Annotated in this window: 21 protein-coding genes; 16 read left to right on the plus strand and 5 right to left on the minus strand. The window is 70.5% G+C overall.

The genetic code is table 11. The annotated features are described in order from the left end of the window. Positions 1-73: 73 nt before the first annotated feature. Entirely contained in the window at positions 74-499 is a 426-nt protein-coding gene (locus ABZ803_RS06705; protein WP_357033756.1) for a DUF1707 domain-containing protein, read from the plus strand. Between the two features lie 57 nt (positions 500-556). On the opposite strand, the gene ABZ803_RS06710 is transcribed toward ABZ803_RS06705, so the two are convergent. Beyond that, positions 557-2,191 (minus strand): hypothetical protein, encoded by a 1,635-nt coding sequence (locus ABZ803_RS06710; protein ID WP_357033758.1) that lies wholly within the window; start codon positions 2,189-2,191, stop codon positions 557-559. Positions 2,192-2,632: 441 nt separating this feature from the next. On the opposite strand from ABZ803_RS06710, the gene smc reads away from it, so the two are divergent. Beyond that, entirely contained in the window at positions 2,633-6,253 is a 3,621-nt protein-coding gene (smc, locus tag ABZ803_RS06715) for a chromosome segregation protein SMC (RefSeq protein WP_357033760.1), read from the plus strand. A 12-nt stretch (positions 6,254-6,265) separates the two neighbouring features. On the opposite strand, the gene ABZ803_RS06720 is transcribed toward smc, so the two are convergent. Together ABZ803_RS06720 and ABZ803_RS06725 are read right to left on the minus strand one after the other, a co-directional pair. After that, a complete protein-coding gene (locus ABZ803_RS06720; protein ID WP_357033762.1) occupies positions 6,266-6,463 on the minus strand; it encodes a hypothetical protein in 198 nt (65 codons plus the stop codon). 130 nt (positions 6,464-6,593) lie between these two features. Further along, positions 6,594-7,514, minus strand: a complete 921-nt coding sequence (locus ABZ803_RS06725) for an NmrA family NAD(P)-binding protein (RefSeq protein WP_357033764.1) — start codon at positions 7,512-7,514, stop codon at positions 6,594-6,596. Positions 7,515-7,620: 106 nt separating this feature from the next. Here ABZ803_RS06725 and ABZ803_RS06730 point away from each other — a divergent pair, with 106 nt between their 5' ends. Next, positions 7,621-8,394, plus strand: coding sequence for a helix-turn-helix domain-containing protein (locus ABZ803_RS06730; RefSeq protein WP_357033766.1), 774 nt, complete (start codon positions 7,621-7,623; stop codon positions 8,392-8,394). A gap of 129 nt (positions 8,395-8,523) precedes the next feature. Here the strand turns inward: ABZ803_RS06730 and ABZ803_RS06735 are convergent, their stop codons facing one another. Then, positions 8,524-8,913: a DUF2237 domain-containing protein gene (locus tag ABZ803_RS06735; protein WP_019048221.1), complete on the minus strand. Its 390-nt coding sequence runs from the start codon at positions 8,911-8,913 to the stop codon at positions 8,524-8,526. A 202-nt stretch (positions 8,914-9,115) separates the two neighbouring features. Here ABZ803_RS06735 and ftsY point away from each other — a divergent pair, with 202 nt between their 5' ends. From ftsY to trmD, 13 genes are all read left to right on the plus strand, one after another. Continuing rightward, positions 9,116-10,606, plus strand: coding sequence for a signal recognition particle-docking protein FtsY (ftsY, locus tag ABZ803_RS06740; RefSeq protein WP_357033768.1), 1,491 nt, complete (start codon positions 9,116-9,118; stop codon positions 10,604-10,606). 327 nt (positions 10,607-10,933) lie between these two features. Beyond that, positions 10,934-12,313 (plus strand): ammonium transporter, encoded by a 1,380-nt coding sequence (locus tag ABZ803_RS06745; protein ID WP_357033770.1) that lies wholly within the window; start codon positions 10,934-10,936, stop codon positions 12,311-12,313. A 4-nt stretch (positions 12,314-12,317) separates the two neighbouring features. After that, complete coding sequence (locus ABZ803_RS06750) at positions 12,318-12,656, plus strand: P-II family nitrogen regulator (RefSeq protein WP_040868325.1); 339 nt, start codon at positions 12,318-12,320, stop codon at positions 12,654-12,656. 140 nt (positions 12,657-12,796) lie between these two features. Continuing rightward, positions 12,797-15,211 (plus strand): [protein-PII] uridylyltransferase, encoded by a 2,415-nt coding sequence (locus ABZ803_RS06755; protein WP_357034335.1) that lies wholly within the window; start codon positions 12,797-12,799, stop codon positions 15,209-15,211. A gap of 120 nt (positions 15,212-15,331) precedes the next feature. Continuing rightward, positions 15,332-15,646, plus strand: coding sequence for a hypothetical protein (locus tag ABZ803_RS06760; protein WP_040868323.1), 315 nt, complete (start codon positions 15,332-15,334; stop codon positions 15,644-15,646). 105 nt (positions 15,647-15,751) lie between these two features. Continuing rightward, complete coding sequence (ffh, locus tag ABZ803_RS06765; protein ID WP_357033772.1) at positions 15,752-17,314, plus strand: signal recognition particle protein; 1,563 nt, start codon at positions 15,752-15,754, stop codon at positions 17,312-17,314. 130 nt (positions 17,315-17,444) lie between these two features. Further along, a complete protein-coding gene (locus ABZ803_RS06770; protein ID WP_357033774.1) occupies positions 17,445-18,539 on the plus strand; it encodes an amidohydrolase family protein in 1,095 nt (364 codons plus the stop codon). A 54-nt stretch (positions 18,540-18,593) separates the two neighbouring features. Then, on the plus strand, positions 18,594-19,577 hold the full coding sequence (locus ABZ803_RS06775) for an LLM class F420-dependent oxidoreductase (protein ID WP_357033776.1): 984 nt from the start codon (positions 18,594-18,596) through the stop codon (positions 19,575-19,577). A 49-nt stretch (positions 19,578-19,626) separates the two neighbouring features. Further along, complete coding sequence (locus tag ABZ803_RS06780; RefSeq protein ID WP_357033778.1) at positions 19,627-20,364, plus strand: class I SAM-dependent methyltransferase; 738 nt, start codon at positions 19,627-19,629, stop codon at positions 20,362-20,364. 196 nt (positions 20,365-20,560) lie between these two features. After that, on the plus strand, positions 20,561-20,992 hold the full coding sequence (rpsP, locus tag ABZ803_RS06785; RefSeq protein WP_357033780.1) for a 30S ribosomal protein S16: 432 nt from the start codon (positions 20,561-20,563) through the stop codon (positions 20,990-20,992). 94 nt (positions 20,993-21,086) lie between these two features. Continuing rightward, positions 21,087-21,329, plus strand: a complete 243-nt coding sequence (locus tag ABZ803_RS06790; protein WP_011210690.1) for an RNA-binding protein — start codon at positions 21,087-21,089, stop codon at positions 21,327-21,329. Continuing rightward, positions 21,330-21,854, plus strand: a complete 525-nt coding sequence (gene rimM / locus ABZ803_RS06795; protein WP_062969833.1) for a ribosome maturation factor RimM — start codon at positions 21,330-21,332, stop codon at positions 21,852-21,854. It begins immediately after the preceding gene. A gap of 73 nt (positions 21,855-21,927) precedes the next feature. Next, a complete protein-coding gene (gene trmD, locus ABZ803_RS06800; RefSeq protein WP_357033783.1) occupies positions 21,928-22,635 on the plus strand; it encodes a tRNA (guanosine(37)-N1)-methyltransferase TrmD in 708 nt (235 codons plus the stop codon). Between the two features lie 199 nt (positions 22,636-22,834). On the opposite strand, the gene ABZ803_RS06805 is transcribed toward trmD, so the two are convergent. Further along, positions 22,835-23,686 (minus strand): LuxR C-terminal-related transcriptional regulator, encoded by an 852-nt coding sequence (locus ABZ803_RS06805; protein ID WP_357033785.1) that lies wholly within the window; start codon positions 23,684-23,686, stop codon positions 22,835-22,837. Positions 23,687-23,704: the final 18 nt, after the last annotated feature.

Consider the following 23,704-nt stretch of genomic DNA (forward strand, 5'->3'; position numbering starts at 1 on the left):
GACATTCCACTTTGGAGGGTTATGCTGAAACCATATTCCACTATGGAGTGTGGAACCGTCGATAGGACCAGGCATGGACATCTCCACCGGTACCCGCGCCTCGAATGCCGAACGCGACGCCGTGGTGCACCTGCTCGGCAGGCATATGGCAGACGGGCGGCTCGATCTGCCCGAATACGACCAGCGCGTCGCTCAGGTGTACGCCACCACCGATCGTGAGGACCTGCGCTCGGTGCTGTCGGATCTGCCCGAACTCGGCAAGGATGCCGTCGCACCGGCTTCCGCGCGCCCGCGTATCCCGATCTGGCAGCGCATCGAGGGCAGCACCTGGCTCGCCGTGAGCCTGCTGGTGCTCGTCATCTGGGGTGCGATCTCGCTGAGCGTCGGCGCCTTGACCTACTTCTGGCCGATCTGGGTGATCGGCCCGTGGGGCGCTGTCCTCGCCTTTCGTATGGTGGCCGGCTTCGAGAACGGCCGGTTCACCCACCGCGCGAACTGAGTTCCGCTTCTCGGCGCTGTCACCCGGAGCACCGGGTGACAGCGCCGATTTCGTGTCCTACCACCCGCGCCGTGAGGTGGACTCGTGCGAGGGGGACGGGGTTTCGCGCCGTGAGCGCTGATGGCGGCGGTCGGGTGGCGGTTGGTCGTAGGTCCGTTCCGGGACTCGTTCGGACGGTATGGGCCGGTCTCGTCGGCTGGTCCTCGGCTCGAAGTCCGGAGGCGGCTGAAGGTTGCGCCCTGGCTGGCGACCCGGTCGTGAACGAGGGGAATCGGTCTCGTCGGGGTGGCGATCCGGCTGCCGGGCGACGTGCTGGTCGTCGTCGGCGAGGTCGCGGTGTCGACGTCTCGGGAGGTCGGGACGGCCGGGGGTGGGCCGGGTGGGCACTTGCGGATCTTCCGCACCGGGCCACCGATCGCCGCGCTGCGCCAATTCGGGTTCGCCGCGTCGACGGCGCGCCGGGGGCGTTCGCGCGCCCGAGCCGTGGTCGTCGGACCGGAGGTTCTGTTGCCCCACGTCGTCGCGTGATCGTCGATCGGCGCCGGAGCGGCGGGATGAGGGCCGGGCGGCGCTTGGTGGGGAGCGGTGCTCGGAGGGTCTCGGAGCGGCCGGAGGTCGTTCGCGACCGGACGAGAGCCGGGCATGGTCGTCGTCCACGGCTTTGGCCGACCGGCGTGCGATCCCGGTCCCGGACGCGTCATCGGGCAGCTTACGGAGGGACTTGCCCCCGCGCGGCGGCTGCGGTGGACGGCCCGGCTGGAGGACGGGTAGTTCGCGGGTGGTCTGCGCGGCGTTGACGCCCTTCTCCCGGTAGGTCGCGGGAATGTCGTGGGCGCGCAGCCATGCGCCGGGGTCTAGGCGGGCGCCTGCGTCCAGCCAGGGAATGGTGTCCTCGAGCAGATTGAGGAGGTCGCCGGGCCCGTCGCCGAGGGCGCCGCGAATGGCGTGGAAGGCGTCGGGGTGGAACGTCCACTTCCATTCGGAGGGCGGATGCGCGCCACCGTGCCACCGGCCGTGCACGACGAGGTCGCCGGAGCGGCCGAATCTGGCTCGCACCGTTCGCCTGCTCGATTCGATGACGAGTTCGCCCGCCTCGGTGCGGGTGATCTGCTCTGTCTCGTCCTGGTCGTCGAGTTCGCCGGGGTCGGCTTCGTCGTCGGGGTCGACGCGGCGAATCCATTTCGTCATCGCGTTCAGGGCCGGCAGGGGCAGCCGTTCGCCCGAAGCGCCGAGGCGGGTGATCCGCAATGTCCGCGCAATCCCGGCGACGAGATCGGCGCGCCCTGCGGATTCCTCGGGTTCGAGCTGGTCGTCGTCTTCGAGGTCGGCCAGGGGAGCAGGCCTGGCGGCCGCATCCGTGCGCCGCGCTCGCTCGCCCCTGCCGTACGCCGTGTCCGCCCGACGCCCGGTTCGACCGGGAAAATTCCCAGGACTGGGAGTTTCGTACCGCTCGGCGTCGTCCCACGGCGGATCGGCGTCCTGCTCCAGCCCCCGCAGCTTGATCTCGAACCATGCCGCGGCCAGGGCGGCCGCACCGAGAGCGGCCGCGAACGCCACCTCCACCCGCACATCGCCGAGCAGCGCGCTCTTGCTGCGCTCGCAGGCGTGCAGGAACACCAGGCTGCCGAGTACCAGCCCCGTGATCCGGGCAAGGCGCAGCCGCGTGCTCGTCCCTGGTGAGGGGGCAGACATCGTGGTGCGCTCCCGAACGTTCCGCTGGCGAATCAGAGGGATCGTATGTGGCCGGAGCGCGCGGCGTCAGTGCCAGTTCGAGACCGCCCGGAATCGGCGGGTCGACGAGCCCGGAAGCGGACCGGCGATCGAGCGAACACGCAGGGGCGTCGCGCCGTCGCGGGTGAGAGCCCAGTGGTTCGCGGTGCGCGCGCCACCGGTCTCGACCGGGTGCCACGAACCGTGCGGCGCGCCGTCCGGGCAAACCCCGGGCACATCGAAATGCGCGCGAAGCGGCGGCGAGTCGATAACCTACGGATATCGCCGAACCGCCACTCGGCGGCGTGCGCCCTCGGGGCCCGGGAGCGCCCGGCACGCGACGGATACCATGACTGGTCGCCGGATGCGCTGCCTCGACCGCGCGGAACGCCGACCGGGCAGAACACGGAAAGGTCGTCGAACTTGCACCTGAAGAGTCTGACGTTGAAGGGCTTCAAGTCCTTCGCGTCCGCGACGACGCTGCGGTTGGAGCCGGGCATCACGTGCGTGGTCGGTCCGAATGGATCGGGCAAGTCGAACGTCGTCGACGCGCTCACCTGGGTGATGGGCGAGCAGGGTGCGAAGGCGCTGCGGGGCGGCAAGATGCAGGACGTCATCTTCGCGGGCACGGCGGGGCGCGCGCCGCTCGGCCGCGCCGAGGTCACGTTGACCATCGACAATTCCGACGGCGCACTGCCGATCGACTACGCCGAGGTCTCCATCACCCGCCGCATGTTCCGCGACGGGGCGGGCGAATACGAGATCAACGGCAACTCCTGCCGCCTGATGGACGTGCAGGAACTGCTCAGCGACTCCGGTATCGGCCGCGAGATGCACGTCATCGTGGGGCAGGGGCAGCTGTCGGCGATCCTGGAGTCGCGCCCGGAGGACCGCCGCGCGTTCGTCGAAGAGGCCGCCGGTGTGCTCAAGCACCGCAAGCGCAAGGAGAAGGCGGTCCGCAAGCTGGAGGCCATGCAGGCCAATCTGGCCCGGCTCACCGACCTCACCACCGAACTGCGCAGGCAACTCAAACCGCTGGGCAGGCAGGCCGAGGTGGCCCGAAGGGCGCAGACCGTGCAGGCCGATCTGCGTGACGCGCGGCTGCGCCTGGCCGCCGACGACCTGGTCACCCGCCGCGCGGAGCTGGCTGGCCAGCAGAGCAAGGAGGCCTACGCGCGCGAGCAGCAGATCACCGTGCAGTCCGAGCTGGACGCCGCCAACGCGGCGCTGGCGCAGCAGGAATTCCAGCTGTCCCGGTTGACGCCCAGCGCCGAGGCCGCCGCGCAGATCTGGTTCCAGCTCTCCGCGCTGGCCGAGCGGGTCAACGCGACCATCCGCATCGCGGGCGACCGGGCGCGGCACCTGGACACCACCGCTCCGGTCGGCGCGGGCCGCGATCCCGAGCAGCTCGAGGCCGAGGCCGATCGTGTCGAGGCAGAGGAAGCCGAGCTGCGCGAGGCGGTCGAGATGGCCACCGAGACGCTGGAGGCGGCCCGAGACCAGCTGGCCGAACGCGAACACGCCGCCAAGGCCGCCGAGCAGGCGCACCTGGCCGCGGTGCGGGCGATCGCCGACCGGCGCGAGGGCGTGGCCCGGTTGGCGGGCAAGGTGGACACCTTGCGGGCCAGAGCGCAGTCGGTGGACGCGGAGATCGCGCGCCTGTCGGTCGCCATCGCCGACGCCCGCCATCGCGGCGAGTCCGCCCAGGCCGAATTCGACACGGTGCAGACCGAACTCGACGAACTCGACGCGGGCGAGGCCGGTCTGGACGCCCAGCACGAGCACGCGGTACAAGCTCTGGAACTGGCCGATCAGCGCGTCACCGAACTGCGCGAACAGGACCGCGACGCGAGCAAGCGGGTCGCCTCGCTCGGCGCGCGCATCGAGGCGCTCGGGATGAACCTGGCGCGCCGCGACGGAGTCGCCTGGCTGGTGGAGCACCGCGAACAGGGCTTGCTCGGTCCACTCTCGGCGTTGCTGCGCGTGCACGGTGGGTATGAGGCCGCCGTCGCCGCCGCGCTCGGCCCGCTGGCCGACGCCGTCGCCGCCGACACCGGCGAGTCCGCGCATGCCGCCATCCAGGCGCTCAAGGACGCCGACGGTGGTCGCGCCGCGGTCGTCTTCGGCACCGAGAGCGCCGAGGGGCCGCACCCGGGCGCATTGCCCGGCGGCGCCCGCTGGCTGGTCGACGTGGTGGAGTGCCCCGACACCGTGCGCGGCGCGATCGCGGCGCTGACCGCGGGAATCGCCGTGGCCGAGGATCTGCCCGCCGCCCGCGCGCTGGTCGCCTCCCGGCCCGGCCTGCGCGTGGTCACCCGCGACGGCGACCTCGCCGGAAACGGCTGGCTGCTCGGCGGTTCCGATCGGGCGCCCAGCCAGCTGGAGATCCAGGCCGACATCGATGCCGCCCAGGCCGAGCTGGTGTCCGCGCAGCGGCGCGCCGAGGAACTCGAGGCCGCGCTGTCCGGTGCGCTCGAGGAACAGGCCGACCGCAAGGACGCCGTCGATCAGGCACTGCTCGCCCTGCACGAATCCGATCAGGCGCTGGTGGCGATCTACGAGCGGCTGGGCAGGCTCGGCCAGACCGCCCGCACCGCGCACGCGGAGAGCGAACGGCTGCTCGGCCAGCGCGACGACGCCGAGGCCAACCGGGAAGAGGCGCTGGCCGCGCTGGCCGACCTGGAGGATCGCCTGCGGCACGCGGAATTCGAACAGTCCGAGGTGGATGCCGACGGCGCGGGCGCCGCGGGTACCGAAGCCGCGGGCCGCGCGCGCGAGGAGGCGGCGTCCGCGCTGGCCGAGGCGCGCGCGATGGAGGTCGAGGCCCGGCTCGCCGTGCGCACCGCCGAGGAACGCGCGGAATCGGTACGCGGCAAGGCGGAGTCGCTACGCCGCGCCGCCCGTGCCGAGCGGGAGAACCGCGCCCGCGCCGAACGCGCGGCGGCCGCGCGCAAGAAGGCGGCCGAGGTGGCCGCCGCTGTCGCCGAATCCGGTGCGAAGATCGCCGCCGAGCTCGAACGGGTGGTCGCGGAGGCGGGCGCCCGCAGGGACGAGCTGGTGCGCAAGCGCTCGGAGTGCGCGGCGCAGGTCGAGCAGATCAAGGAGCGGGTGCGCGCGCTCACCGCGCAGCTGTCCCAGCTCACCGACGCCGTGCACCGCGACGAGGTCGCGAAGGCGCAAGCGGCGCTGCGCATCGAGCAACTGGAGGCGACGATCGCCGAGCAGTTCGGCATCGCGCTGAACGATCTGATCGCCGAGTACGGTCCGGACGTGCCGCTGCCGCCCTCGGCGCTGGAACTACAGGAGTACGAGCAGGCCAAGGAGCGGGGCGAGCAGATCAGCGAGCCCGCACCGATGCCCTACGACCGGCAGACCCAGGAGCGTCGCGCCAAGCGCGCGGAGAAGGATCTGGCCACCCTCGGCAAGGTGAATCCGCTGGCGCTGGAGGAATTCGCGGCGCTGGAGGAGCGCTACAACTTCCTGGCCACCCAGCTCGAGGACGTCAAGAGCGCGCGCAAGGATCTGCTCGACGTGGTCGCCGAGGTCGACGCCCGCATCCTCCAGGTCTTCACCGAGGCATACGCCGACGTGGAGCGCGAGTTCGTCGGGGTGTTCGCGAAACTGTTCCCCGGCGGCGAGGGCAGGCTGTTGCTCACCGACCCCTCGGACATGCTCACCACCGGCATCGAGGTGGAGGCCAGGCCGCCGGGCAAGAAGGTCAAGCGGCTCTCGCTGCTGTCCGGCGGCGAGAAATCGCTCACCGCGGTCGCGTTGCTGGTGGCCATCTTCCGCGCCAGGCCCTCGCCGTTCTATGTGATGGACGAGGTCGAAGCCGCGCTCGACGACACCAACCTGCGCCGCCTGATCGGCTTGTTCGAGCAGCTGCGGGAGAAGAGCCAGCTGATCGTCATCACCCACCAGAAGCCGACGATGGAGATCGCCGACGCGCTCTACGGCGTCAGCATGCGCGGCGACGGCATCACCCAGGTGATCTCCCAGCGGCTGCGCGGGGAGAATCTGGCGCCGGTCGGCGCGGCGGGCTGAGCCGCCGCACGGTCACCCGCCGGTCGCGGGGAGGGTGACCGTGCCGGCGTCCAGGTCGACCAGCGGATCGTCACCGGAGACGCGGTCGTCGAGCTTCGCGACCGCCACCCATTCCTTGCGCTCGTGGATGTGCTTGCGCGACGGGCCGAATATCTCGTCGACTTCCGCGCTCACCGGGTCGCGCCGGGGACGGCGGGATGCTCGGCGCATGCGTAACACCGTGCCGAGGGTACGCCTGGCGGGGCGATCACCCCGGCGAGCTGGGCGGCGGCCGAGCAGACGTCTGCGGCATCGTCCGCCGACCGGTCACGCCGTCACATACGGATCGGCCGTGCCCTTGTCAGCTGACCGCGGCGGTGGCCTTTTCGCCGTCCAGCAGCGCTTTGATCTGCGCCGCACCGGTTTCGGCGAGCCAGGTGTCGAATGTCCGCAGGCCGGGATGGATTTCGCGGGTCTCGTCGACGTCGGCGCGCCAGCCGCCGGTGTGGCGCATCGAACGCCAGGTATTGCCGATCTCCGCGCCGATCGCGTCCGCCTCGGCCTCGCCGACCTCCTGATACCGGACGGAGTGGCCGGTGGCCGCGCTGATCGCCGCGGCGGCCGCGGGCGGGGCGAGCAGGTCGCCCGCGAGTTCGAGGACGCGGCCGTGGAATCGATCCGGGTCGGCGAAGACGAGACCGGCGATATCGCCGATATCCGCCAGGGCGATCACCTTCATCGGCCCTTCGGCCGGGAAGAGATGCCGGTGTACACCGTCGAAGATGCCGTCGACCGGTGAGGTGCGCAGCAGGTAGTTCTCCATGAACCGCACCGGGCGCAGCAGGGTGTAGCGGGCGCCGCTGGCGATGACGGCGTCTTCGATGCGCTTCTTGCCCGTCACGCCCCACGACGCGTTGTCGCCCATCGAGGCGATGCCGGTGAACACGATCTGCCGAACGCCCGCGTCGCGCGCCGCGTCCACGACCGCTCGTCCGCGCGCGGCTTCCAGATCGACATCCCAGCCCTGCGGGCTGTATGCGGCCGGCGGGACCAGGAACAGCCCGGTGACACCGGCCAGCGCCGCGGGCAAGGTCTCCGGGGCGTCGAAGTCGCCGACGACGAGTTCGGCGCCCGCCGCGGCCAAGTCCTGTGCGGCCGGTGCCTGCGGGTTGCGGACCAGCGCGCGCACCGCCCTGCCATCCGCCAGCAGCCTGCGGGCGGTCACGCCGCCCTGCTTGCCGGTGGCGCCGGTGACCAGGATGAGGTTGTGCTGAGGGGACATGCTCCGCCTTCTCTGTTCGTTAGAATCGGGTCGGTCAACCCGGATTCGGACGATACGGGTGGCTCGACCCGATTCACCAGGTCGCTTCCCGGAAGGCCGTAACGAAATGACCACCTCGCTCGCCCCGGACGGGCTGTCCCGAGCCGATGCCCGGCGCAACCGCGCCCTCGTACTGGCGGCCGCGCAGCGGGCCTTCGCGGAGCAGGGCGCGTCGGTGTCGCTCGCCGAGGTCGCCCGCCGTGCCGGCGTCGGCGCGGGCACCGTCTACCGCCACTTCCCGACGAAAGCCGCTCTGCTGGAAGCCGTAATGCAGCAGCGCATCGACCGCTTGGCGAAAATGGCCGCCGACCGTCTCGGCGCGGCCGATCCCGGCGCCGCCTTCTTCGACCTGTGCACCGCCGTGATCGCCACGACCCCCGGTAACCAGGCGCTGTGCGATCTGGTCCAGTCCGACGACGGGTGGCCGCGTGCGCTGTTGCAGGGCGCGGGCGTGCGTTTCCATCGAGCGCTGGGCGCACTGCTGGCCGCGGCCCAGCGCGAGGGGGCGGTCCGGGCCGACATCGAACTCGACGACGTGCTGGCGATCTTCACCGGATGCGTTGCGATTCAACAACTCCGCAAGGCGCGGGGCGAAGTGGACCGCACCGCGGCGCTCGTGCTCGACGCGCTGCGCGCCCGGCCGGGTGGTCCGGCAGTGACGAAACGGGATGCCGGGATCGAAAACCGTAACGAATCAGGCGAACGTAACGAAACCGCGGACGGTCGCTGCCCGGTGTGCCACGCGGCGGTGCCGCGGGCCGGAACGGGCCGCCGGGCCAGGTATTGCTCCGCGGCATGCCGCCAGAAGGCGCATCGACGGCGTGTCGCGGCGGCCCGGTAGGAGAATGGCGCATCTGTGCCATTCGGTGCTCTGCTGCGCCACCCATCCGATCGGACGCCGGTTCGCCGTCAGGGGCGGTGGTTCATCGCGGCGACCCGCCGCGGGCCGAGGAGGAAAATTCCCCCTCGCTCAGAGCAGGTCGCTGACGTCGTCGGGTACGTCGACGGCGTACTTGCGCAGAATGTCCATCGAGATCACTTCCAGGGCGTTCTCGTGGGTGGCCGCCAGCACCACGGGCGCGGCTACGCCGTCCTCGTGTGCGTGCAGCCACCGCACGGCCACCACGCACCACCGATCGCCGGGCTGGAGGCCAGGAAAATTGTTCTCCGGACGCGGAGTGCTCAAATCATTTCCGATGGAAGCTTGATGCTCCAGGAATTCTGCCGTGACGACGGTGCACACGGTGTGGCTGCCCAGATCCTCCGGCCCGGTACTGCAGCAGCCGTCCCGGTAGAAGCCGGTGAGAGGATCGGTGCCGCACTCTTCCAGCGGCCCCCCAAGCACGTTTCGATCGGTCACGTCGCCGATCCTATTGTCCCTTCGCGAGAAGTTCCGCAGGACAAGAAATCTCGGGGGCTGTGTCGGTGCCGGGCCGGGCTCGCGCACGGCCCGGTACCTGCGGTGTTCCCCGAGGTCACGCCGTCGCCCCGGTGGTGCGACTCGCGCGGCGGGTGCGGCTCGGGGCCCGGCACGTGACGGTCGGTCTGCAAGGATGGTCCGCGTGAGTCCCGAAGTCTGGATCCTGATCGCCGCGGTCGCCGCACTGCTGCTCGTCGTGCTCGTCGCCGGGTTCGTCCGGTACCGGCGCGGCCGCGTGTCGCTGACACCGCCCACGCAGGACAAGGAGGTGACCGATCGGTCCGGCGGTTACACCGCGTCCGGCGGATTCACCTTCAGCCGGGGCGGCACGGCGACCGAGCCGCAACCGGTCGAGCGCACCGACACCGAAGGACAGCCGCACGTCGGCGACGACGCCGCGATCCCGCGCGACGCGCCCAGACGCGGCATCACTAACGTTCCGTTGCCGGAAGCGGACGTCGCCGAGGCCCCGCCCGCGTCCGGTGCCGCCGCTCCTGCCGAACCGGAGACGGCGGAGCCCGCCACCGGCGAGGCGGCAGCGCCGGAGAGCCCCGTGACCGGTACCGCGCCGGTCACCGCCGACGCGACCGAGGTCGCGGACGCGACCGCCGAGCCGGTCGCCGACACCGCCGCCCCGGATGCCACCGCCACCGGAGTCGTCGCTCCCGACACGCCCGCCGGCGTCGAGGCGCCCGTCGCGCTGGAGGAGATCGAGCCCACCGCCGGACGCCTGGTCCGGCTGCGCGGACGGCTGTCGCGTTCGCAGAACGCCGTCGGCAAGAGCCTGCTCGGCCTGCTCGGCGGCGGTGACCTGGACGACGACTCGTGGGAAGAGGTCGAGGACACCCTCGTGCTGGCCGACCTCGGCACCGCCAGCACCACGGCCGTCGTCTCCCGGCTGCGTGCGGAGATGGCGGCGCGCAGCGTGCGCACCACCGACGAGGCGCGTGCGGTACTGCGCGACGTGCTTGTCGAGCAGTTGCGACCGGAGCTGGACCGCGCGGTGCGCGCGCTGCCGCACCCGGACCACCCGTCGATCCTGCTTGTGGTCGGCGTGAACGGCACCGGCAAGACCACCACCACCGGCAAGCTCGCGCGTGTGCTCGTCGCCGACGGCCGCCGGGTGCTGCTCGGCGCGGCCGACACCTTCCGCGCCGCGGCCGCGGACCAGTTGCAGACCTGGGGTGAGCGGGTCGGCGCCGACACCGTCCGCGGCCGCGAGGGCGCCGATCCGGCCGCGGTCGCGTTCGACGCGGTGGCCGCGGGTGTCGAGCGCGGCGTCGATGTGGTGCTGATCGACACCGCGGGGCGGCTGCACACCAAGACGGGGCTGATGGACGAGCTGGGCAAGGTCAAGCGGGTCGTGGAGAAGAAGGCCGCCGTGGACGAGGTCCTCCTCGTGCTGGACGCGACGGTCGGGCAGAACGGACTGACCCAGGCCAGAGTGTTCGCCGAAGTGGTGGATATCACCGGCGTCGTGCTGACCAAGCTGGACGGCACGGCCAAGGGCGGCATCGTCTTCCAGGTCCAGCACGAACTGGGCGTGCCGGTGAAGCTGGTCGGACTCGGTGAGGGCGCCGACGATCTGGCTCCGTTCGAGCCGGCCGCGTTCGTGGACGCGCTGCTGGGCTGATCCTTCCGCTTCGAAAGGGGCTGCGGCTCGTGGCGTTCCGGTCGGCGGTGCGCCGCGAGCCGCTCCCCGCCGGGATGCGAGGCCGATCACACCCCGGATGTTTGCCGAGTCCTCCTCCGCTGTAACGAATGTCCGATTCCCCGGCGCGGGCCTCACAACGCCGCGAAACGCCCGGTGTAGGTGACGAAACGTAGTGGCAACACGGCTGCGCCATCCGTTCACGTAGGTGAAACACATCAGCTCTACGGATGAAACACCGAGTAAGGACCCTTCTGTTCAGGTCCATTTGCCGGAATCGGCGGGGCCCGAGATGAGGAGGACATTAAGGTGGCTTTTCCACTTACCGGTGCACCGGATACCGGTGACACCGCCTGGATGCTGGCGAGCTCGGCGCTGGTGTTGCTGATGACGCCGGGCCTTGCTTTCTTCTACGGTGGCATGGTCCGGTCGAAGTACGTGCTCAACATGATCATGATGAGCATCAGCGCCATGGGCCTGGTCGGCGTGCTGTGGTCGCTGTACGGATACTCGACGGCTTTCGGCGACAACAAATTCGGCGTGATCGGTGACCCGACGCAGTTCTTCGGCCTGAAGGGCTTGATCGGGGGCAACTCGGTCGCCGAGGTCAAGGACGCGGCGGGCGCGGTCACCACCGAAGCGGTGAACATCCCGCTCGCGGGCACGATTCCGGCCACCGTCTTCGTCGCCTTCCAATTGATGTTCGCCATCATCACGGTTGCCCTCATCTCGGGCGCGGTCGCCGACCGCTTGAAGTTCGGCGCGTGGCTGCTGTTCGCGGGCATCTGGTCCACGGTGGTCTACTTCCCGGTCGCGCACTGGGTGTTCGACTTCGACGTCAAGGACGCCGACGGCAACGTCGTGCACGAGGGCGGCTGGATCGCGAACAAACTGCTCGCGGTCGACTTCGCGGGTGGCACGGCGGTGCACATCAACGCAGGTGCCGCCGGTCTGGCCCTGGTGCTGGTGCTCGGCAAGCGCAAGGGCTGGCCGACGACCCCGTTCCGTCCGCACAACCTGCCGTTCGTCATGCTCGGCGCCGGTCTGCTGTGGTTCGGCTGGTTCGGCTTCAACGCCGGTTCCGCGGTGACCTCCGGCGGCCTCGCCGGCTCGACCTTCGTCACCACCACCGTCGCGACCTGCGCCGCCATGCTGGCCTGGCTACTGGTGGAGAAGATCCGCGACGGCAAGCCCACCTCGCTCGGCGCGGCCTCGGGCATCGTGGCGGGCCTGGTCGCCATCACCCCGTCGTGTTCCTCGGTGAACGTGCTCGGCGCGCTGGCCATCGGCGCGGTCGCGGGCGCGTTGTGCGCCCTCGCGGTCGGCCTGAAGTTCAAGTTCGGTTTCGACGACTCGCTCGACGTGGTCGGCGTGCACCTGGTCGGCGGCATCGTCGGCACCCTGATGGTCGGTTTCGTCGCGGCGCCCGAGGCGGGTGCGGGCAAGACCGGTCTGCTCTACGGCGGTGGCGTCGATCAGTTGTGGCGGCAAGCGGTCGGCGCCGGTGTGGTACTTGCGTTCTCCTTCGTCGCGACGCTGATCATTGCCTATATCGTGAAGTTCACCATTGGGCTGCGCGTGAGCGAGGAAGCAGAGTCGGTGGGCTTGGACGAGTCCGAGCACGCGGAAACCGCCTACGACTTCGCCGCTCTGGGTAGCACGGCACGTTCGGCCGTCAAGGAGGCATGACGACATGAAACTGATCACCGCAATCGTCAAACCGTTCACGCTCGAGGACGTCAAGTCCGGGCTCGAGCAGGCGGGTGTGCTGGGCATGACCGTCAGCGAGGTCCAAGGGTACGGCAGGCAGAAGGGCCACACCGAGGTGTACCGCGGCGCGGAGTACTCCGTCGACTTCGTGCCGAAGGTCCGCGTGGAGGTCGTCGTGGACGACGCGTCCGTCGACAAGGTCGTGGAAGTGATCGTGGAGGCCTCCCGCACCGGCAAGATCGGCGACGGCAAGGTCTGGGTCACCCCGGTGGAGTCCATCATCCGGGTCCGGACCGGCGAACGCGGCACCGACGCGCTGTAGCGGGATATCGATCGAGCGGCGGCCCCGCTCCCGCCGGAGCTCCGGCCGGGGCGGGGCCGCGCGCATGAACTGGGCGGTGGGTTGTGGGTAGTCAGTACGAGCACGACGGTGAGCCGAAGGTCACCGAAGGCAGCGGCAAGGTGTCCAACGGGGCGGCCGACCTGGTCCGCGCGCGAACCCAACTGCTCGACGGCGGCCAGCCGCGCAATCCCCGGCTGGACGCCGAGTCGCTGCGCCAGGCCTTGGTCGACCTCTACGAACTGTGGCTCACGAGCAAAGGCGCCGAACTGGGCATCGCCCCCGACAGCGGCTTGGCCGTGGTGGCCGTCGGCGGTCTGGGCCGCGGCGAGATGCTGCCGTACTCCGATCTGGATCTGGTGCTGCTGCACGACGACGTCGACCCGGCCCGGGTCGCCGAGGTCGCCGATCAGCTCTGGTATCCGCTGTGGGACGCGCACATCAAACTCGACCACAGTGTGCGGACCGTTCCGCAGGCGTTGCGGGTGGCCGCGGACGACCTCATCGCCGCGCTGGGCATGCTCGAGGCCAGGCATATCGTCGGCGACCAGGACTTGAGCAATCTGCTGATCGGCGGGGTGCGCCGGGAATGGCGCACCGGAATCCGCTCCCGCTTCGACGAGCTCATCGCCCAGGCGCAGACCCGATGGGAGCGCAACGGCGAGATCGCCCACCGCGCCGAGCCCGATCTGAAGAACGGGCGCGGCGGCCTGCGCGACATCCAGCTGCTCGACGCGCTGGCCATCGCCCAGCTGACCGACGCCATGCCCGGCCTCGGTCCGGACGTGCCCGGCGGCGGATTGAAACAGGCGCATCGGCGCCTGCTCGACGTGCGCACCGAGCTGCACCGGGTGGCGGGCCGGGCCCGCGACCAGCTGCGGGCGCAGGACGCCGACGAGATCGGCGCGGCCCTGCGCGTCGGCGATCGGTTCGATCTGGCTCGTACCCTGAGCGATTCGGCCCGGACGGTCAGTTACTCCGTGGACGTCGGGTTGCGCACCGCGGCCAACGCGCTGCCGCGCCGGGGCTTGGCGCGCCTGCGCCGGATGCCGGTGCGCAGGCCGCTGGACGAGGGAGTGGTCGAGCACGCGGGCGAGGTCGTGCTGGCCCGGGATGCCCGCCCGCAGCGCGATCCCGGCCTCATCCTGCGCGTGGCGGCGGCGTCCGCGCAGACCGGCCTGCCGATGTCGGCCACCACCCTCAACCGGCTCTCCGAGGACGCCCCCGAGCTACGCGAGCCGTGGCCCAAGGACGCCCTCAACGACCTGCTGGTCCTGTTGGGCGCGGGCCGCGGCACCATCGACGCGGTCGAGGCGCTCGACCGGACCGGACTGTGGGGCAGGCTGCTGCCGGAATGGGGAGCCGTGCGCGACCTGCCGCCGCGCGATGTCCAGCACATCTGGACCGTCGACCGCCACCTCATGGAGACGGTCGCCTACGCGGGCGGGCTGAGCACCCGGGTGGCCCGCCCGGACCTGCTCGCCCTCGGCGCGCTGCTGCACGACATCGGCAAGGGCCGCGCGGGCGATCACAGCCTCGTCGGCGCGGAACTCGCCACGCACATCGGCCGCCGCCTCGGTTTGTGGCCCTCGGACGTGCGGACGCTCAGCGCGATCGTCCGCCACCACCTGCTGCTGCCGGAAACCGCCACCCGGCGCGACCTGTCCGATCCGGAGACGGTGCGCTCCGTCGTCGACACCCTCGACGGCGATCCGCAGCTGCTGGAACTGCTGCACACGCTGGCCGAGGCGGACTCGCTGGCCACCGGCCCCGGTGTGTGGGGCGACTGGAAGGCCTCGCTGATCGGCGAGCTGGTCCGCCGCTGCCGACTGGTCATGGCGGGCGACCAGCTGCCGACGCCGGAGCCGATCGCACCGGAACTGATCGAGAAGGCCCGAGCGGGTGGGGTGCATGTGGACCTGAAGCCCGGTGAGAGCAAACACACCTACACGGTGACCGTCATCGCGCCGGACAGCCCAGGGCTGCTCTCCGACGCCGCCGGCGTCCTCGCGCTGCACTCGCTGCGCGTGCTGTCGGCCGCGCTGGGGGTCGAAGGCGCCTCCGCGGTGGACACTTTCGTCGTCGCTCCCAAGTTCGGTGATCCGCCGGACCCGGGCCTGCTGCGCCAGGAACTGATCCGCGCCACGGCCGGCGATCTGGATGTGCCCGGGGCGCTGGCCAAACGCGAGCGGGAGGCGAGCACCATCGGCCGGAGCCGGTACGCGCAGGCTCGGCCCCGAGTGATCTGGTCGGACACCTCCGCACCCGGCCAGGTGATCCTGGAGTTGCGCGCCGAGGACCGGGTGGGCCTGCTCAGCCGCCTGGCCGCCGAACTGGCCGCGTGCGGAGCCGACGTCCGCTGGGCCAAGGTCGTCACGATGGGATCGGCGGTGGTCGACAGCTTCTGCCTGGATCTGGGATCCGAGGACGGCGCCGCCCGCCGGGAAGCGATCGAGAAAGCGCTCCTCGCGGTGGTTCCCAAAACTGCGCCCAAACCGCCCGAAGCGACTGCTTCCGACCCGGAAAGTAGCCGCTAGCTGCGCATAATCCGGTGATCAATCTGTTGCAGGATATTTGCTGCATCCGAACTCCCGCTCGGCGGCCGGACCATACGATCTAGGGCGTCCGGCTATCGCGAGCACGAGGGGAGCAGGTCGATGGCAATCGAAGTCGTTTCGGCGTCCACGATGACGAGTGACGAGACCACGCATATGGCACGCTGCGTCGGCGGCGACCGCTGGGTGGTCTCCTGGCTTCCGGGTCGCACGTTGACCGGGCGACAGGCGGTGACCGCGATGACGATCGCGTCCAGGGTCGCCACCTCGCCCATCCCGAGCACGGCGGAGTGGGCCGTCCTCGACGACCTGGCCCTGGAACTGGGCCTGACCGCCAACGAGGCGGTCTTCATGGTGGCCGAGGAGAACCACGACTACCGCAAAACCGCCAAGCCGCGCCGCCGCGTGCTCGACTAGCAGGCCGCGCTCGGCCCGGAAGGACGCACCGCCTGCGCGAACACGCGGGTGATCCCATTACCCTGGGAGAGAATGTGACGTCCCCCGAGATCAGGAGCGCGATCGGTGTTCGAATCCCTGTCCGACCGGCTTACCGGTGCCCTCAAGGATCTGCGCGGTAAGGGGCGTCTGTCACCGGCCGACATCGACGCCACCTGCCGCGAGATCCGCCTCGCGCTGCTGGAGGCCGACGTCGCGCTGCCCGTCGTCCGCGGCTTCATCGGACGGATCAAGGAGCGCGCCAAGGGCGCGGAGGTCAGCGCGGCGCTGAACCCGGCCCAGCAGGTCGTGAAGATCGTCAACGAGGAACTCGTCGGCATCCTCGGCGGCGAGACCAGGCGGCTCAACCTGGCCAAGAACCCGCCGACGGTGGTCATGCTGGCCGGTCTGCAGGGTTCCGGTAAGACCACGCTCGCGGGCAAGCTGGCGAAATTGCTGAAGGGGCAGGGCCATCAGCCGCTGCTGGTGGCGTGCGACCTGCAGCGTCCCGGCGCCGTCACCCAGCTGCAAGTGGTCGGCGAGCGCGCGGGCGTGCCCGTCTACGCGCCGCACCCCGGCACGTCCGTCGGCGGCGGGGAGAACCCGCTGGGCATCTCGGCCGCCGATCCGGTGAACGTGGCGCGCGGTGGTGTCGAGGAGGCGCGCCAGAAGCAGTACGACGTCGTCATCGTCGACACCGCCGGCCGCCTCGGCATCGACGAGGAACTCATGCGCCAGGCGGCGGGTATCCGCGACGCCGTGCAACCGGACGAGACCTTGTTCGTGCTCGACGCGATGATCGGCCAGGACGCGGTCAACACCGCCGAGGCGTTCCGCGACGGCGTCGGCTTCACCGGTGTGGTGCTCACCAAGCTCGACGGCGACGCCCGCGGTGGCGCGGCGCTGAGTGTCCGCGAGGTCACCGGTGTGCCGATCCTGTACGCCTCGACCGGTGAGAAGCTCGAGGACTTCGACGTCTTCCACCCGGACCGTATGGCCAGCCGCATCCTCGGTATGGGTGACGTGCTCACCCTGATCGAGCAGGCCGAGCAGGTCTACGACGCCAAACAGGCCGAGGAGGCCGCGCGCAAGATCGGCAGCGGCGAGCTCACCCTCGAGGACTTCCTCGACCAGATGCTGGCCATCCGCAAGATGGGCCCGATCGGCAACCTGCTCGGCATGCTGCCGGGCGCGGGCCAGATGAAGGACGTGCTCGCGCAGGTCGACGACAAGCAACTCGATCGCGTGCAGGCGATCATCCGCGGCATGACCCCGGCCGAACGGGCGAATCCGAAGATCATCAACGCCTCCCGCCGCCTGCGCATCGCCAACGGTTCCGGCGTCCAGGTCTCCGACGTCAATCAGCTCGTCGACCGCTTCTTCGAGGCCAAGAAGATGATGGCGATGATGGGCCGCCAGATGGGGCTGCCCGGCAGCCGCCGGGGCAACGCGAAGAAGGGCAAGAAGGGCAAGAAGGGTGGGCGCGGCCCCACGCCGCCGAAGGTGCGCGGCGGCTTCCCGGGAATGGGCGGCATGCCCGGCCTGCCTGCCGGAATGCCCGACCTGTCGAACATGCCCGCCGGCTTGGACGAGTTGCCGCCCGGGCTGGAGGGGTTCGACCTCAGCAAGCTGAAGTTCCCGAAGAAGTAGGGCACTTCGCCGCGGCAGGCCCCTTCGGTCGAATGGGCGTCGCCGTCCCGCGGTCACTCGGTGCGTGGGTGACCATCGCGGGAATCGCCCAGTAGGTCGGAGGCGGCCGGTGACATCCAGGAGGTTGTTCGTGCATCTGCGAGGTGTGGTTCTCCCCGAAGGTGAGGTGCGCGATCTCTGGGTGCGCGACGGCCTGGTGTCCTTCGAACGCGTACCGGGCGCCGAAACGCTGTGCGACGCGGGGTGGATCGTGCCGGGACTGGTCGACGCGCACTGCCACGTCGGGATCCGGTACGGCGGCGGCCACGAGGACCGCGCGGGCGCCGTCGCGCAGGCCGAGACCGAGCGTGACGCCGGGGCGCTGCTGCTGCGCGACGCGGGCTCGCCGATCGACACCCGTTTCATCGACGACCACGAGGACCTGCCGCGGATCATCCGCGCAGGCCGTCACATCGCCCGCCCGAAGCGCTACATCCGCGAACTGGGCATCGAACTCGACGACGAACGCGATCTGCCGGAGATCGTCGCCGAGCAGGCCCGCCTCGGCGACGGCTGGGTCAAGATCGTCGGCGACTGGATCGACCGCTCCGTGGGCGACCTGCGCCCACTGTGGAGCGACGCGATCCTGAAGGAGGCCATCGACGCGGCGCACGCCAACGGCGCCCGGGTCACCGCGCACGTCTTCGGCGAGGACGCGCTACCCGGCTTGATCAACGCCGGTATCGACTGCCTGGAGCACGGCACCGGCCTCACCGAGGAAACCATCGAGATGATGGTCGAGCACGGCACCGCTCTGGTCCCCACCCTGGTCAACATCGACACCTTCCCCGACATCGCCGACAGCGCGGGCAAATTCCCCGTCTACGCCTCGCACATGCGCGATCTGCACCGCCGGGTGCGCGGCACGGTCGCCGCCGCGCACGAGGCGGGCGTGCCGATCTTCGCGGGCACCGACGCGGGCGGCTCCATCCGCCACGGGCGCATCGCCGACGAGATCGCCGCGCTCGGCGCCGCGGGCCTGTCCGCGCACGACGCGCTCGGTGCGGCCTCCTGGAATGCCCGCGACTGGCTCGGGCGGCCCGGCATCCAAGACGGTGCGCCCGCGGATTTCGTCGTCTATCAAGAGGATCCGCGCACCCATCCGGAAACGCTCGGCACGCCGTACGCCGTCGTCCTGCGCGGGCGGGTGTACGGCGCGCACGGCCCGGTCACCGGCCATCGATAACTCGTCATCGCGGCTCACCCGCGCGTTCGCCGACGCGGCGTAAGGTCGGATTCCGTGACAATTCGCCTCGGTTATCAGATGCCCAACTTCAGCTACGGCAAGTCGGTGCGCGAACTCTTCCCCACGGTTGTCGCGCAGGCCGGAGAGGCCGAAGCCGCCGGTTTCGACACGGCCTTCGTAATGGACCACTTCTATCAGCTGCCCGGCATCGGCACGCCCGACGAGCCGATGCTCGAGGCGTACACCGCGCTCGGCGGTCTGGCCACGGCGACGGAGCGAATCCAGTTGTCGGCGTTGGTCACCGGCAACACCTACCGCAACCCGGCCATGCTCGCCAAGACCGTCACGACGCTGGACGTGGTCAGCGGTGGCCGCGCGGTGCTCGGCATCGGCGCGGGCTGGTTCGAACTCGAGCACCGCTCCTTCGGCTACGAATTCGGGACCTTCACCGACCGCTTCGAGCGGCTGGAGGAGGCCCTGCGGATCATCCAGCCGATGCTGCGCGGGGAACGCCCCACGTTCCAGGGCAAGTGGTACCAGGTCGAGCAGGCCATGAACGAGCCGCGCGTCCGCGACGATCTGCCGATCCTGCTCGGCGGCAGCGGCGAGAAGAAGACCTTCGGCCTGGCCGCCCGCTTCGCCGACCACCTCAACATCATCTGCAACGCCTCCGAACTGCCGCGCAAGATCGAGGCGCTGCGGGCACGCTGCGCCGAAGCCGGCCGGGACCCGCAGACCCTGGAGACCAGCTACCTGTGCTTCGTGATGATGGACGAGGACGGCGATCTGGTACGCAAGCAGCAGCGGGATTACCTGAGCCGCATGGGTATCGACCTGTCGGCGGTGTCGGACTCCGAGCGCGCGCAGAGTCCGGCCGACCGTCAATTCGTCGGCACACCGGACGATGTTGCCGAACAGCTGCGGACCCGCGTGCTCGACCAGGGCGTCGACGGACTGATCATCAACATGGTGTTCAACGGGCACGAGGCGGGCGCGGTCGAACTCGCCGGACGCACTTTTGCTCCGCTGGTGCGCTGACGAGCCAGAACCGGGTCCGAATGCCGTTGGCGCTGGATACAATCGGCCGATGATAGCCCCTCCGTGGCGCGCGTCGTACGGTATCGACGCGCCGTCGGTGCTGCTGTTGCTGGGAGTTCTCGCGGTCGGGTATCTCGCCGCCGCCCTGGTGGTGGCGCTGTTCGGGCAGCTGCGCCCGAGTCTGCTGCTGCTGCTCATCGGCGTCGTGCTGGCGGCGCAGTTCGGGTTGTTCCTGCACGCCACCCGCCGGGGCAAGTTCCGGGTCTGGGCGGGTCTGCTCGACGACCTCGACCTGCGCGGCGACGAACGACTACTGGACATGGGATGCGGCCGCGGGGCGGTGCTGCTCGCCGCCGCGCGGCGGCTGCCCGCCGGGCGCGCGGTGGGCCTGGACCTGTGGTGCTCGGCCGACCACTGCGGGAACATCCCGGCCACCGCCGAGCAGAACGCGCTCGCCGAGAACGTCGCCGACCGGATCGAACTGCGCACCGGCGACATGACCCGCATGCCCTTTCCGGACGGCGCGTTCGACGTCGTCGTCTCCAGCTTGGCGATTCACACCATCAAGACCGCCGAGGGCCGCGCGAGCGCGGTCCGGGAGGCGTGCCGCGTGCTGCGTCCCGGCGGCAAGCTGGTCATCGTGGATATCGGCAGGACCCGCGATTACCGCGCTGTCGTGGCGGCGCACGGCGCGACAGCGCTCACCCTGCGCCCCGTGGGATGGCAGATGTGGTGGGGCGGTCCCTGGGTGCCCACCCGCGCGCTCACCGCCACCGCTGCGGCCTAGCCGCGCCGAGGAGACGCGATTTCCGGCGTGATCATGCGGTCTGGCACAATGGACCACCGTCCTTCCGGACAAGTGGCAGCCCGTCTCCGGTTCCGTACCGCGCGGCGGTCACACACTCGAAAGCGCAAAACCGGGCTCGCAGACCATGCGGGTCGCCGAATTGCGTCGTGACCAACCAACGAAAGGCAGATCAGCAGTGGCTGTTCGCATCAAGCTCACCCGCCTGGGCAAGATCCGCAACCCGCAGTACCGCGTCGTCGTCGCCGACGCCCGCACCCGCCGCGACGGCCGGGCCATCGAGTCCATCGGCAAGTACCACCCGAAGGAAGAGCCCTCGCTGATCGAGATCAACTCCGAGCGCGTGCAGTACTGGCTCGGCGTCGGCGCGCAGCCGACCGAGCCGGTCCTCCAGCTGCTGAAGATCACCGGCGACTGGCAGAAGTTCAAGGGCATCGAGGGCGCCGAGGGCACCCTGAAGGCCAAGCCGTCCAAGCCGTCCAAGCTGGACCTTTTCAACGCCGCGCTGGCCGCCGCCGACAACGAGCCCGTCGCCGAGGCGGTCACCCCCAAGAAGAAGGGCAAGAAGGACGCCGAAGAGGGCGCCGAGTCCGCCGAGGCCGCCGAGTAATGAGCCGGCCTCACCCGTCCACCCGATACCCGTCCCGAGCCGTGCACAGACCGGCCCCGGCGACGGGTGAGTCGCGTCTCGAGGTGATGGAACAGTGAGCGCCGTCGTCGCCGATGCCGTCGAGCACTTGGTGCGCGGCATCGTCGCCAACCCCGACGACGTCCGCGTCGAGCTGATCACCGGCCGCCGCGGGCGCACCGTCGAGGTGCACGTCCATCCCGATGACCTGGGTAAGGTGATCGGCCGCGGCGGACGTACCGCCACCGCGCTGCGCACCCTCGTGGCCGGTATCGGCGGCCGGGGCATCCGGGTCGACGTGGTCGACACCGACCAGTAGATGGAACTCGTCGTCGGACGGGTCGCCAAGTCGCACGGCGTGCGCGGCGAACTCGTCGTCGAGGTACGCACCGACGAGCCCGAGGCTCGTTTCGCGCCGGGCACGACATTGCGCGGCCGGCTGCCCCGAGCGGCGGAGGTCCGCGAGTTCACCGTGGAGTCGGCCCGAGAGCACTCGGGCCGGCTTCTGGTGTGCCTGGTCGGCGTGACCGACCGCACCGGGTCCGACGCGCTGCGCGGCATGCTGTTCGTGGTCGACAGCGCCGACCTCCCGCCTTCCGAGGACCCGGACGAGTTCTACGACCACGAGCTGGAGGGGCTGGAGGTCCGGCTCCTCGACGGCACCGTGGTCGGCTCCGTGCGTGAGGTGCTGCATTCCGCCGCCGGGGAGCTGCTCGACGTGCGCGCCGCCGAGGACGGACGGGAGATCTTGATCCCGTTCGTCACCGCCATCGTGCCCACGGTGTCGCTCGCCGACGGTGTGATCGTGATCGATCCGCCCGAGGGTCTGCTCGACCCCGAATGATGCGGTGCGAGCCCCGATCGCGCGTCGCTCACCCGGCCGGTGCGGGGCGGCCCGGCGGCGAGAGGAGACAGGGATGAGAATCGACGTCGTCACGATCTTCCCGGAGTATCTCGAGCCGCTGCGCACGGCACTGCTCGGTAAGGCGATCGACAAGGGCCTGATCTCCGTCACCGTGCACGACCTGCGCCGCTGGACCCACGACGTGCACAAGTCGGTCGACGACGCGCCCTACGGGGGCGGGCCCGGCATGGTGATGAAGCCGACCGTGTGGGGTGACGCGCTCGACGAGGTCTGTCCCGATGACGCGCTGCTCGTGGTTCCCACTCCGGCGGGCGTGCCGTTCACGCAGGCGACCGCGCACCGCTGGGCCGCGCAGCGGCATCTCGTGTTCGCCTGCGGCCGCTACGAGGGCATCGACCAGCGCGTTTTCGACGACGCCGCTCGCCGCGTGCGGGTGGAGGAGGTCAGCATCGGCGACTACGTGCTGATCGGCGGCGAGGCGGCCGTGCTGGTGATGACCGAGGCCGTGGTCCGGCTGCTGCCCGGCGTGCTCGGCAATCAGCAGTCCCATCAAGAGGATTCGTTCTCCGACGGGTTGCTCGAAGGCCCCAGTTACACCCGCCCGGTCACCTGGCGCGGCCTCGACGTCCCGCCGATCCTGCTGTCCGGCGATCATGCGAAAGTGGCCGCCTGGCGGCGCGAACAAGCTCTCGCCAGGACCCGCGAACGCCGCCCGGATCTGCTTCCGGACCAGGACACGGTGCGCGAGCCCGGACGATAGGCCGGAAGCGCCCGCTGGGCGGATCAGTGTCACATGCCGAACGCGTCCTCCGTGGCGTGGGCTGCGTAGTCCGAAAGGACGCGCATCGCGTTCCGCGATTCCCGGTCGCCGGTTCGATCAGCGGGACGGCTGCGGGTGATCCTGCTGTCCGTTCACCAGATCGGGGAATCGGTCGAGGCATGACGGGGGCGCGGGTCGCTCACGGCAGTAAACCGTGGCGGCGGGCCGCTGCCACCGCCTCGTGCCGGGAGTGGGCGTCGAGTTTGACCATCGCGTTGCGCAGATAGCTCTTCACGGTTTCCGGACCGAGCGAAAGACGTTGCGCCGTCTCCTGATTGGTGCAACCCAAGGCGATCTGGGAGAGCACGTCGAGTTCGCGGCGGGACAGTTTCGGGCTGTCGGGGTGTGGCTCGCCGGTCAGGACCCGGGTGAGTCGTTCGCACACCGCGTGCAGGCGTCCGCGCATCCGGTCGTCCTCGGTGGAGCGCGCCATACCGCGCAGTTCGGCGTGGATGTCGCGCAGTTCCTCGGTGATGGCCGGTGCCGTCGCGGCCGACGGCGCGGCCACCTCCAGCATCCGCAGCCGACGGTCGACCTCGTCGCGCACCGCGATCTCGGTGGCGAGGCGACGACCGGCCTGGACGACGAGATCCGCGGTGCGGTCGCCCAGCGGGCTCGCGCCACGGGTCGCGGCATAGAGCACCGCGCGGGGGCATCGGTCCACCACCACGGGCACGGCGAGCACGGAGCGGATGCCCTCGCCGGAGACCGGCCCGTCGTAGTCGTGGGTGATCGAGGACGCGCGGCGATAGTCGGTGACCGCGGCGGGCCGTCCCGAGTCCATCACCCGGCCGCCCAGCCCCGAAGTCCGCACGACGGCCAGGCCGCGCAGGCCGTTGGTCAGCGTGCCAACGAATTCCGACAGCAGCAGCGCGTCACCGTGCACTTCGCCACCGAACGCCACCGGCACGCCCGCAGCGCTCGCCACCCAGCGGATCTCGGCACGCAGAGCGTCGCTGTCGCGCGGACGCAGCAGAGCGGTGTGGGTCACGAGACTCACCCCTTTTCG

This window comes from Nocardia sp. NPDC047648, from assembly GCF_040642815.1.
Taxonomy (GTDB): domain Bacteria; phylum Actinomycetota; class Actinomycetes; order Mycobacteriales; family Mycobacteriaceae; genus Nocardia; species Nocardia gamkensis.